Source organism: Streptomyces sp. WAC05292 (assembly GCF_003949955.1).
In the GTDB taxonomy this organism is placed as follows: Bacteria; Actinomycetota; Actinomycetes; order Streptomycetales; family Streptomycetaceae; genus Streptomyces; species Streptomyces globosus.
In genome coordinates this window covers 1-10,397 of record NZ_RPSE01000214.1, presented here as the reverse complement: position 1 = coordinate 10,397, position 10,397 = coordinate 1, and the positions used below count along the sequence as shown (strand labels likewise).

The following is a 10,397-nucleotide window of genomic DNA, read 5'->3' as shown; positions in this document are numbered from 1 at the left end:
CCGGAAGCCACCCCGCCGGAGCCCGCTCCCCCGACAGTCGCCCTGCCCGCACCGCCCGCTGCCGCCGTACCGCCTGCGCTGCTCGATCACGCCCGGAAGATCGCGGAAGCCCATCGCGTCCAGACCGGATCCCCGATCGACGCGGCGACCCTCCGGGCCCGCCTCGGCGTCCCGGCGGCGCTGGCGGACTCGATCGCCCTCCAACTCGCCTGACACGAAAGGAGATCACCGGCCATGCGCCCGAAGCGCTTCTACAACGTGATCCTCATTGGCCCGGTCCGCGTCGGCACCCACCACGACGGCCGCGGCACCACCAAGCACACAGCCGCCTGCACCGCGCCCGACTGCGGGTTCTCCGCCGACTACACCACCCGTGCCGGCGCCGAGCTCGCCGCCCGCACCCACCGCTGCAACCCGCGCTAACCCGCGAAGGAGACCCGCTCATGGACGTCCCGCTCTGGCTCGCCCTGATCGTCGTCGGCGCCCTCGGGATCAAGCTCATCCGCCCGCCCTGGTGGCTCGTCGCCGTGATCCTCCTCGGCGGCTACCTCCTCGCCGACAGCTTCCTCGCCCCGCTCGCCGACCCGATCACCAAGTAGGGAGACACCGACATGTTCCGACCGCACATCCCGGTCAACCCGCTCCCGACCGGCATCGTCACCCCGCTCACCCACACCGGCCCCACGTCCCGGGTCGAGACCCGCCACGAGTCCGCCCCGGTGGCCGCCGCGCCGACCGTCCCGGCTCGCCCCACGGTCCAGCTCACCCCCGGCAGCGTGCTCGCCCTCGCCGCCGGCGGTGGCGCGGTGGTCCTGGTCGTCGGCGCCGTCCTCGTCTCGATGCTCCTCGCCACCGCCATCACCGGCGTCTCCGTCGCCGTGATCGCGGTGGTCCTGCGGCTGCTCATCAAGGACCTGCACAAGCACTGAACGGCCCCCGGGGCGGCCTCGGTCGCCAAACTTCCGCCGCCCCGGGCGCCTGCACCCCATCCAGATCCAACGGACCCGAAAGGGACTCCTCATCATGCCCGAGCACACCCACGTCCCGCGCGTCTGCCGCGACTGCGACGGCTTCGCCACCACCACCATCACCACCGGCCTCCGCACCCCGGACGGCACCCGGCACACCATCCCCGTCCACTGCCTCACCTGCCGCGGCCTCGGCCACACCACCCCCGCCGCCCGCGTCCGCGTCGGGAGGTGACGGCGATGGCCCTTCTCGACTGGCGCTCGCCCGAGCACTTCGACCACACCGGCGACAAGCCGTGTGTGATCTGCACCAAGCCCACCCCCCTGCGCTCCGACCGCGGCAAGCCCGTCCACAAGGTGTGCGCCGAGGAGTGGATCGACAACCACACGGCGAAGGAGACCGATAAGTGATCCACCCCGCCACTGCGGCGGCGGGCCTGGACCCGGCCACCCTGAGCGACCTGCTCAAGGTGGCCGGGTCCCCCGGCTTCGACCGCCTCACCGAACAGATCCGCCGCACCGGAGGATGCGCCGCCCCCATCCGCCTGAGTGGCGGCACCAAGCTCCTCGACCCCGCCACCAAGACCGTGCTCCACGCCTACACCACGGACACCGAACCCGGCGGCGTCCTACGCGTCGCCTGCGGCAACCGGCGGGCCTCCCGCTGCCCCGCCTGTGCCTGGACCTACGCAGGCGACACCTACCACCTCATCCGCGCCGGCCTCATCGGCGACCCCTGCAAGGGCACCCCCGAGACGATCCGCGACCACCCCCGCGTCTTCGCCACCCTCACCGCCCCGTCCTTCGGCCCCGTCCACAACCGGCCCAACACCCGGCCCTGCCGCTGCGGCACCCAGCACCCCGAAGACGCACCCGAACTCGGCACCCCGCTCAACCCGGAGACGTACGACTACGCGGGCGCGGTGCTGTGGAACAACCACGCCTCCGAACTGTGGCGGTACTTCACGATCTACCTCCGCCGCGAGATCGCCGCCCGCGCCGGCCTCACCCAGAAAGCCGCCCGCGAACAGTCCCGCATCTCTTTCGGCAAGGTCGCCGAGTATCAGAAACGCGGCGCCGTCCACTTCCACGCCGTCATCCGTTTCGACGGTCCCGAAGGGCCCGACACTCCGCCGCCGGCCTGGGCCACCCTTGGCCTGCTCACCGACTCCATCCGGGCCGCCGCTGCCCGCGTCCGGGTGATTGTCCCCGCCGCCCCCGCGCACGGCGTTGCCCAGGACGTGACCCTCATGTGGGGTACCCAGCTCGACGTCCAGGTCATCGGCGCCTTCGGGGACGGCGAGGAGCTGACCGAGCAGGCTGTCGCCTCCTACGTCGCCAAATACGCCACGAAGGCCGCTGAGACGACTGGCACCGTCGACCACCCCGTCGGCAACAAGGAAGCCCTCATCCTCCTCGGCGTCCCGGACCACCCCCGGCGGTTGATGGAAGCGTGCATGGACCTCGACAAGGCCTACCCGGACCGACGCCTCCGGGCCTGGGCCCACATGCTCGGCTTCCGCGGCCACTTCTCCACCAAGTCCCGCCGCTACTCCACCACCCTCGGCGCCTTACGCCAGGTCCGCGCCGACTACCGCGCCGCCCAGCAACGCGCCTCGCTCGGCCTGCCCGACCCCGACGACCACCCGGAGGCCACCGTCCTCGTCGTCGCCCACTGGGTCTACGCCGGCAACGGCCACACCCCCGGTGAGTCCTGGCTCGCCGCCAACATCCGCCGCGACATCCAGCACAGCCGAGAGATCGCCCGCGAAGAACTGATGGGGGAACGAAATGAGTGATCGATACCTGTCTGTCGTCCAGGTGGCCGAACTGCTCGGCACCACCGAGCGGTTCCCCCGCCGACTGATCGCGGAGCGTCGGATCAAGTACGTGAAGCTCGGTACGCACGTCCGGATCGCGGAGAGCGTGGTCATGGAGTACCTCGCCGCGAATACCGTCGAGCCGCGTCGGCCCCGGCGTTCGCGCTACCGGCGGGCCGCCTGATGGCTAACAGCAAAGGCCGACGCCGCCGGTTCGGAGCGATCCGCAAGCTGCCGTCCGGACGCTTTCAGGCGCGGTACCCGGGTCCGGATGGGGTGATGCGGCCAGCGCCCGAAACCTTCGCGACTTCGGGGGACGCAGATGACTGGCTCGCCGAGAAGCAGACCGAGATCAACAAGGGAGATTGGCGCGACCCGGACGCGGGGGCCGTGAACTTCGCGGACTACGCGCTCCAATGGGTGGAAGAGCGCGGCTTGGAGGAGACGACCGAAGAGCTCTACCGGCGGCTCCTTCGGCTGCACATCCTGCCCACCTTCGAGGAAATGGACCTCGACGAGATCACGCCGCCCAAGGTCCGCACATGGCGGACCGAGCGACTCAAGGCCACGGGTGCGACCACGGTCGCCAAGTCGTACCGGCTGCTCAAGGCGATCATGGGTACGGCTGAGGATGACGAGTTGATCAGGCGGAACCCCTGCCGGATCAAGGGTGCAGGCAAGGAGTCGCCGGCGGAGCGGCAGACCGCCACCGTCGATCAGGTGGATGCCGTTGCCAAGGCGATGGGCCCGCGCTGGCGGCTGATGGTCTACATAGCCGCGTACGGCCCGGCCCGGCCGGAGGAACAAGCGGGACTGCGACGTTCTGACGTGGATCTTGCGAACTGCGGTGTCTGGGTGCGGCGTGCCGAGCCCGAGCTGAACACCGGGCGTCGGGCCCCGGGGGACACCAAGAGCGAGGCAGGTAAGCGGTTCATCGTTCTGCCGCGGTTCATGGCCGGTGATCTCAAGCTGCACATGTACCTGTACGCGGAGCAGAAGCCGGACGGGCTCCTCTTCGTGGGGGAGCGCGGGGCCCCGTTCCGGCGTACGACGTTCGGTCGGAAGTGGAAAAAGGCGCGTAAGGCGGCCGGGCTGCCCGACACCTTCACCTTCTACGACCTTCGTCACACCGGGCACACCCTCTCGACGCAGTCCGGGGCCACGCTGAAAGACACGATGGTGCGCGCCGGCCAGTCCTCCGAGAAGGCGGCGATGATCTATCAGCACTCGAACCTCGACCGGCAGCGGGAGGTTGCCGCCGGCATCCACGCGCGAGTGCAGGCGCTGCGCGGTAAGGCATCTGGCACGGATCTGGCACGCAGCGAGTAGAGAGGTCTAGGCAATACAAGAGCCCCAGGTCGCTGACCTGGGGCTTTGTCGTGGAGCGGATGACGGGAATCGAACCCGCGCTATAAGCTTGGGAAGCTCATGTTCTACCATTAAACTACATCCGCAGGTCGCTCCAGGGGTCTGGAGCGGTACCGTTGCACACTCTACCTCATGATCGACCCCCGGTGAATCGGCCGCGGGGTCGTCGCGTGTTTGTGGGGTGCACCGGCCGTCGCCGGGGCGGGAGTTGGGGCGTAACGTACCGGTGTGGCGGGCCGCTGGAGTGGCGGCTGGAGCGCGGTCTCGATCATCCCCTAATGTGGCGATTCGTCGCAGTACGGCAGGTTGGGGAAAGGGACTCGATGGAGAACACCGTCGTCCGTTGTGCCGAGGGGCACGTGTTCAGCACCGCTTCGTTCCCGCTGCAGCACCTCGGTGCCGGGCGGATCGGGCCGGGACGGCTGCTGCGGTGTCCGCGGTGCGCCCGGCTGAGGCACGCGGTGCCCGTCGGCGCCGCCGTCAAGCGGTAGGGCGGAGGACAGCGCGGTCAGGGCCGCGGCCGCCCCGCCGGCGGGCGCCGCGGCCCCGGGCGCCGCACTCGATTGGGGGCGGCTCGCGCCCACTGCGTATCCTCGGGACGTGCTTCTCTCCGACAAAGACATCCGGGCCGAGATCGACAGCGGACGGGTGCTCATCGACCCGTTCGACGAGTCGATGGTGCAGCCCTCCAGCATCGACGTGCGTCTCGACCGCTACTTCCGGGTGTTCGAGAACCACCGCTACGCCCACATCGACCCCGCCATCGAGCAGCCGGACCTGACCCGTCTGGTCGAGCCCGAGGGGGACGAGGCGTTCATCCTGCATCCGGGCGAGTTCGTGCTCGCTTCGACGTACGAGGTCATCTCGCTGCCCGACGACATCGCCTCCCGGCTGGAGGGGAAGTCCAGCCTGGGCCGCCTCGGACTGGTGACGCATTCGACCGCCGGGTTCATCGACCCCGGCTTCTCCGGTCACGTCACGCTCGAGCTGTCGAACCTCGCCACCCTCCCGATCAAGCTCTGGCCCGGCATGAAGATCGGGCAGCTGTGCATGTTCCGGCTCAGCTCGCCCGCCGAGTTCCCGTACGGGAGCGAGCGGTACGGATCGCGGTACCAGGGTCAGCGCGGGCCCACGGCCTCGCGCTCCTTCCAGAACTTCCACCGCACCCAGGTGAGGCACGAGGCATGAGTGTTGTACGCGAGTCCCTGAACTACGAGGGCTTCGGCCGCGCCGTGCGCGAGCTGGCGAAGACCATCGCCGACGACGGCTACGAGCCGGACATCATCCTGTCCATCGCCCGCGGCGGTGTCTTCGTCGCCGGCGGGCTGGCGTACGCCCTGGACTGCAAGAACATCCACCTGGTGAACGTGGAGTTCTACACCGGCGTCGGCACCACCCTCGAAATGCCGGTCATGCTCGCCCCCGTCCCGGACGCGATCGACTTCTCCGACAAGAAGGTCCTGATCGCCGACGACGTCGCCGACACCGGCAAGACGCTCAAGCTCGTCCACGACTTCTGCGTCGGCACCGTCGCCGACGTCCGCTCCGCGGTCATCTACGAGAAGTCGCAGTCGCTCGTGAAGTGCGAGTACGTCTGGAAGCGGACCGACGACTGGATCGAGTTCCCCTGGTCGGTCGAGCCGCCCGTCGTCCAGCGCGCAGGCCAGATCCTCGACGCCTGAGCCCCGGACGCGAAAGGGCCCGCCGCCGCACCCAGGGTGCGGCGGCGGGCCCTTTGTTCTCGCTGCGCCTCCCCCTACAGGGTGCCGAGCTTGATGATCGAGAGCAGCGCCACCAGCTGGATCGCGGACGCGCCCAGCGCCTTCGGCCACGGCAGGTCGTGCGACTTGCTGATCAGCGACGTGAACAGCGCGCCCGCCGCCACCCAGGTCGCCCAGCCGAGCACCTGCACGAACATGTTGTCGCCGCCGAGGAACACCGCGAAGATCAGGCGCGGCGCGTCCGAGATCGACATGACCAGCATCGAGAGGCCGATCGTCGGCTGCCAGGACCCCTCGCCGCCCAGCTGGCGGGCCAGGGTGTGGGTGACGGCGCCGAGGATCAGGCCGCAGATGACGAACGCCACGCCGGCGCTCAGGACGATCGGGACGGCGTTCGCGAGGGTGGCGTTGATGACGTCCTTGCGGGCCTCGTCGAAGCCGAAGACCGCGAGCAGGCCGTAGAGGAACGTCACGATCAGCGCGGGACCCCACACCGGGTAGTCGCGCATCTGGAAAAACGTCGGCCCCGGGCGCATCACGATGCCCTTGAGCAGCTCCTTCCACGGAAGCCGCGGGCCGGCCGGAACCGGGGCCGCGCCGCCGTCCGCCTGGTAGGTGCCGGGCGGGCCGTACGGGTCCTCGCCGTAGGCGAAGACCTGGGTGTGGCCGGGGTTGTCGTTCGCGTACGAGCCGCCGCCGTGGCCGCCCTGGCTGCCGCCGGGCGGGCCGTACGGGGGCTGCTGCGGATACGCCTGCGGGGGCTGCCTGCGCTGCCCCTGCTGGTCACCGTGAGGGTGGTGTCCGTACGGGTCGAAGTACTCGGGCTCGCCGTGCCCCCCGCTCGCGGCCTGCTGCGGCCACTGCTGCTGGGGAGGGTAGGGCTGCCGGCCGTACGGTGCCCCCTGCGGCGGCGGCTGCTGCTGCGGGTGCTGCTGACCGTACGGCTGCTGCCGCGGGGGTTGTTGCGCGCGGTCGTCGTCCCTGCCGCGTCCGATCCTGAATCCAGCCACGTGATCGAACGTACCTGGTCCCGGGCAATCGGGTGCGGTCGGTGCCGGATTAAGCACCCTTTGCGGCTGAGCTGTGACATCCCCTAGGGGAACCCCGGGGATGTCCCCCCGTCGTTCGTGGCCGGGCCGGGCCGGGCCGGACCGGACCGAGCCGGGAAGCGGTACGGCCGGCCCCCGGGCGGGGGCCGGCCGTACCGGCGCTGTAGCGCTGTTCTGCGTGGAGTGCTCCGGCCTACTTGGCCGTGTTGGCCTCGGCCGCGTCGCCGTCGGCCTCCGCCTCCGTCTCCGGCGCCTTGCCGGCTGCGGACGCCGACTTCTCGCCGGCCTCCGCAGCCGTCTCGGCCTCCGGCTCCTTCTCGGCCGCGGGCCCGGCCTCCGCCTCGGCCTCGGCCTTTGCCTTGGCTTCCGCCTCGGCCTTCGCCTTGGCTTCCGCCTCGGCCTTCGCCTTGGCTTCCGCCTCGGCCTTCGCCTTGGCTTCCGCCTCGGCCTTCGCCTTGGCCTCAGCCTCAGCCTCCGCCTTCGCCGCCGCTTCCGCCTCGGCTTCCGCCGCGGCCGCCGCCTCGGCCAGTTCGGCCTCCGTCGGGGCCGGGGCCTTCACCGACTCCAGGAGCAGCTGGGCCACGTCCACGACCTGGACGGACTCCTTGGCCTGGCCGTCGTTCTTCTTGCCGTTCACCGAGTCGGTCAGCATCACCAGGCAGAACGGGCACGCCGTCGACACGATGTCGGGGTTGAGGGAGAGGGCCTCGTCGACGCGCTCGTTGTTGATGCGCTTGCCGATCCGCTCCTCCATCCACATCCGCGCACCGCCGGCGCCGCAGCAGAAGCCGCGCTCCTTGTGGCGGTGCATCTCCTGCTGGCGCAGGCCCGGGACGGCGGACATGATCTCGCGCGGCGGCGTGTAGACCTTGTTGTGGCGGCCCAGGTAGCAGGGGTCGTGGTACGTGATCAGGCCGTCGACCGGGGTCACCGGCAGCAGCTTGCCCTCGTCGATCAGGTGCTGGAGCAGCTGGGTGTGGTGGATGACCTCGTAGTCGCCGCCGAGCTGCGGGTACTCGTTCGCGATGGTGTTGAAGCAGTGCGGACAGGTCGAGACGATCTTCTTCGCCGACTTCGGCTTCTTCGTCGACTCGTCCTCGTCGTCCTCGCCGAACGCCATGTTCAGCATGGCCACGTTCTCCTGGCCGAGCTGCTGGAACAGCGGCTCGTTGCCGAGGCGGCGCGGCGAGTCGCCGGTGCACTTCTCCTCGCCGCCCATGATCGCGAACTTGACGCCCGCCATGTGCAGCAGCTCGGCGAAGGCCTTCGTGGTCTTCTTCGCCCGGTCCTCCAGGGCGCCGGCGCAGCCGACCCAGTACAGGTAGTCGACCTCGGTGAGGTCCTCGACGTCCTTGCCGACGATCGGGACCTCGAAGTCGACCTCCTTGGTCCACTCGACGCGCTGCTTCTTCGCCAGGCCCCAGGGGTTGCCCTTCTTCTCCAGGTTCTTGAGCATCGTGCCCGCCTCGGAGGGGAACGCGCTCTCGATCATGACCTGGTAGCGGCGCATGTCGACGATGTGGTCGATGTGCTCGATGTCGACCGGGCACTGCTCGACGCACGCACCGCAGGTGGTGCAGGACCACAGCACGTCCGGGTCGATGACGCCGTTCTCCTCGACCGTGCCGATCAGCGGGCGCTCCGCCTCGGCCAGGGCCGCCGCCGGGACGCCGGCGAGCTGCTCGGCGGTCGCCTTCTCCTCGCCCTCCATGGTCTTGCCGCCGCCGGCCAGGAGGTACGGGGCCTTGGCGTGCGCGTGGTCGCGCAGCGACATGATCAGGAGCTTCGGGGAGAGCGGCTTGCCCGTGTTCCAGGCGGGGCACTGCGACTGGCAGCGGCCGCACTCGGTGCAGGTGGAGAAGTCGAGGATGCCCTTCCAGGAGAACTGCTCGACCTGGGAGACGCCGAAGACGTCGTCCTCGCCCGGGTCCTCGAAGTCGATCTCCTTGCCGCCCGAGGTCATCGGCTGGAGCGCGCCGAGCGCGGAGGCGCCGTCGGCGTTCCGCTTGAACCAGATGTTCGGGAAGCCGAGGAAGCGGTGCCAGGCGACACCCATGTTGGTGTTCAGCGAGACCGTGATCATCCAGATCAGCGAGGTGCCGATCTTGATCATGGCGGTGAAGTAGATGGCGTTCTGCAGGGCCGGCAGGGACAGGCCGTCGAACGCGAGCACCAGCGGGTACGACACGAAGTACGCCGGCTCGTACGAGTCGACGTGGTGGATGGCGCCCTCGAGGCCGCGCAGGGCGAGGATCGCCAGGCCGATGGTGAGGATGACGTACTCGACGAAGTACGCCTGCCAGGCCTTCGAGCCCGCGAAGCGCGACTTGCGGCCGGCGCGCGACGGCAGCGACAGCAGGCGGATCACCATCAGCACGGCGATGCCGACGACCGTCATCAGGCCGATGAACTCGATGTACATCTCGAACGGCAGGAACCCGCCGAGGACCGGCAGGGTCCAGTCGGCCTGGAAGAGCTGGCCGTACGCCTGGGCCAGGGTCGGCGGCAGGGTCAGGAAGCCGATGGCCACGAACCAGTGCGCGAAGCCGACGATGCCCCAGCGGTTCATCCGGCTGTGGCCCAGGAACTCGCGGACCAGGGTGAGCGTTCGGGCCTTCGGGTCGTCCGTGCGGCTGCCCGCCGGCACGGGTTGGCCGAGTTTCACGAACCGGTAGATCTGCGCCACGGCTCGGGCGAGCAGCGCGACGCCGACCACGGTCAGGACCAGCGACACGATGATCGCGGCGAGTTGCATGGGAGGGCTCCTCGGGCGGGACTTACTAAGCAGTAACTTATTGAGTCAAGGCTTGAGGTTACCCATTCTCCGCGCTGCGCTGTAGGTGAGCGTGCGGTGATCTGTGTCGCTCAGGCATGCCTGTGTTCACGGGCCGCGCGGGGGGTGCGGGCGAGGATCGCGAGATCCATCCCCAGCCAGTGGCTCTCCACATAGTGCCGGTCCAGGAGGGCCATCTCCTCCCAGGGGAGGTCCGATCGCGCGCTGACCTGCCACAGCCCGGTCATTCCGGGGCGTACGAGCAGCCTGTCGGGCCGGTCCGTACGGGCCTGCGGCCGCGGCCCGACGAGCGACATCTCGCCCCGGAGCACGTTCAGCAGCTGCGGCAGCGCGTCGAGTCCGCACCGCCGGACCGCCGCTCCGGCGCGCCCGGCCCCCGCGGTGTGCAGCCGCCAGGTGCGGAACGGCCGCCCGCCGAGCCCCGCCGCCGGCTCCCGCAGCAGGATCCCGCGGGCCGCGCGCGGCCGGGCCAGGAGGAGCACGGCGGCCGCGGCGAGGAGCGCCGGCAGGGCCGCGGCCAGCAGGAGGAGGCCCGCGGCGAGGTCGAAGGCCCGCTTGGCGGGATACGCGGGCAGCCGCGGCATCCGCAGGGCCGGCCGCGGCAGGCGCAGCGCCGGCCGCGGCACCCGGAATGCCCGCAGCGCCCGCCGGGGCGGCCGCGGCGAGGGCCGCGGGGG

Annotated in this window: 13 protein-coding genes, 1 tRNA gene and 1 pseudogene; 11 read left to right on the top strand and 4 right to left on the bottom strand. The window is 70.3% G+C overall.

Going from position 1 to position 10,397, the window contains the following annotated elements; translation table 11 throughout:
- The 9 genes and pseudogenes from EF903_RS20945 to EF903_RS20915 form a co-directional block, all read left to right on the top strand.
- A pseudogene (locus EF903_RS20945) lies at positions 1-213 on the top strand (SpdA protein); the annotation flags it as partial.
- Positions 214-234: 21 nt separating this feature from the next.
- Positions 235-423 (top strand): mobile element transfer protein, encoded by a 189-nt coding sequence (locus EF903_RS20940; protein WP_125545408.1) that lies wholly within the window; start codon positions 235-237, stop codon positions 421-423.
- A gap of 20 nt (positions 424-443) precedes the next feature.
- The gene (locus EF903_RS34185) at positions 444-599 is read left to right on the top strand and encodes a hypothetical protein (RefSeq protein WP_185902744.1); all 156 of its coding nucleotides are present in this window, start codon (positions 444-446) and stop codon (positions 597-599) included.
- 12 nt (positions 600-611) lie between these two features.
- The gene (locus tag EF903_RS20935) at positions 612-929 is read left to right on the top strand and encodes a SpdD-like protein (RefSeq protein ID WP_125545406.1); all 318 of its coding nucleotides are present in this window, start codon (positions 612-614) and stop codon (positions 927-929) included.
- Between the two features lie 94 nt (positions 930-1,023).
- Complete coding sequence (locus EF903_RS20930) at positions 1,024-1,203, top strand: hypothetical protein (RefSeq protein WP_125545405.1); 180 nt, start codon at positions 1,024-1,026, stop codon at positions 1,201-1,203.
- Positions 1,204-1,208: 5 nt separating this feature from the next.
- Entirely contained in the window at positions 1,209-1,379 is a 171-nt protein-coding gene (locus EF903_RS34180) for a hypothetical protein (RefSeq protein ID WP_185902743.1), read from the top strand.
- Entirely contained in the window at positions 1,379-2,767 is a 1,389-nt protein-coding gene (gene repSA, locus EF903_RS20925) for a replication initiator protein RepSA (RefSeq protein WP_125545411.1), read from the top strand. Before EF903_RS34180 ends, repSA begins: the two co-directional genes overlap by 1 nt.
- Entirely contained in the window at positions 2,760-2,972 is a 213-nt protein-coding gene (locus EF903_RS20920) for an excisionase family DNA-binding protein (protein WP_125545403.1), read from the top strand. Before repSA ends, EF903_RS20920 begins: the two co-directional genes overlap by 8 nt.
- On the top strand, positions 2,972-4,117 hold the full coding sequence (locus EF903_RS20915) for a site-specific integrase (protein ID WP_125545401.1): 1,146 nt from the start codon (positions 2,972-2,974) through the stop codon (positions 4,115-4,117). Before EF903_RS20920 ends, EF903_RS20915 begins: the two co-directional genes overlap by 1 nt.
- Before the next feature lie 51 nt (positions 4,118-4,168).
- Here the strand turns inward: EF903_RS20915 and EF903_RS20910 are convergent.
- Positions 4,169-4,242, bottom strand: a tRNA-Gly gene (locus EF903_RS20910).
- 514 nt (positions 4,243-4,756) lie between these two features.
- On the opposite strand from EF903_RS20910, the gene dcd reads away from it, so the two are divergent.
- Both dcd and EF903_RS20895 read left to right on the top strand, forming a co-directional pair.
- On the top strand, positions 4,757-5,344 hold the full coding sequence (gene dcd / locus EF903_RS20900) for a dCTP deaminase (RefSeq protein ID WP_114053441.1): 588 nt from the start codon (positions 4,757-4,759) through the stop codon (positions 5,342-5,344).
- The gene (locus EF903_RS20895; protein ID WP_125545399.1) at positions 5,341-5,838 is read left to right on the top strand and encodes a phosphoribosyltransferase; all 498 of its coding nucleotides are present in this window, start codon (positions 5,341-5,343) and stop codon (positions 5,836-5,838) included. Before dcd ends, EF903_RS20895 begins: the two co-directional genes overlap by 4 nt.
- 74 nt (positions 5,839-5,912) lie before the next feature.
- Here the strand turns inward: EF903_RS20895 and EF903_RS20890 are convergent, their stop codons facing one another.
- The 3 genes from EF903_RS20890 to EF903_RS20880 all read right to left on the bottom strand — a co-directional run bounded on the left by EF903_RS20890 (position 5,913) and on the right by EF903_RS20880 (position 10,304).
- On the bottom strand, positions 5,913-6,887 hold the full coding sequence (locus EF903_RS20890) for a Yip1 family protein (RefSeq protein ID WP_125545397.1): 975 nt from the start codon (positions 6,885-6,887) through the stop codon (positions 5,913-5,915).
- Positions 6,888-7,119: 232 nt separating this feature from the next.
- A complete protein-coding gene (locus EF903_RS20885; protein ID WP_260615694.1) occupies positions 7,120-9,681 on the bottom strand; it encodes a (Fe-S)-binding protein in 2,562 nt (853 codons plus the stop codon).
- A gap of 110 nt (positions 9,682-9,791) precedes the next feature.
- Positions 9,792-10,304 carry a sugar transferase gene (locus EF903_RS20880; RefSeq protein WP_125545410.1) on the bottom strand — a complete coding sequence of 171 codons (513 nt, stop codon included), beginning with the start codon at positions 10,302-10,304 and terminating at the stop codon, positions 9,792-9,794.
- Positions 10,305-10,397: the final 93 nt, after the last annotated feature.

Bases quoted from the DNA above. Each gene is read 5' to 3' on its own strand.
- EF903_RS20895 (WP_125545399.1), top strand. From the start codon at position 5,341: ATGAGTGTTGTACGCGAGTCCCTGAACTACGAGGGCTTCGGCCGCGCC.
- EF903_RS20930 (WP_125545405.1), top strand. From the start codon at position 1,024: ATGCCCGAGCACACCCACGTCCCGCGCGTCTGCCGCGACTGCGACGGC.
- EF903_RS20940 (WP_125545408.1), top strand. From the start codon at position 235: ATGCGCCCGAAGCGCTTCTACAACGTGATCCTCATTGGCCCGGTCCGC.
- EF903_RS34180 (WP_185902743.1), top strand. From the start codon at position 1,209: ATGGCCCTTCTCGACTGGCGCTCGCCCGAGCACTTCGACCACACCGGC.
- EF903_RS34185 (WP_185902744.1), top strand. From the start codon at position 444: ATGGACGTCCCGCTCTGGCTCGCCCTGATCGTCGTCGGCGCCCTCGGG.
- EF903_RS20885 (WP_260615694.1), bottom strand. From the start codon at position 9,681: ATGCAACTCGCCGCGATCATCGTGTCGCTGGTCCTGACCGTGGTCGGC.
- EF903_RS20880 (WP_125545410.1), bottom strand. From the start codon at position 10,304: ATGCCGCGGCTGCCCGCGTATCCCGCCAAGCGGGCCTTCGACCTCGCC.
- EF903_RS20915 (WP_125545401.1), top strand. From the start codon at position 2,972: ATGGCTAACAGCAAAGGCCGACGCCGCCGGTTCGGAGCGATCCGCAAG.
- EF903_RS20920 (WP_125545403.1), top strand. From the start codon at position 2,760: ATGAGTGATCGATACCTGTCTGTCGTCCAGGTGGCCGAACTGCTCGGC.
- EF903_RS20935 (WP_125545406.1), top strand. From the start codon at position 612: ATGTTCCGACCGCACATCCCGGTCAACCCGCTCCCGACCGGCATCGTC.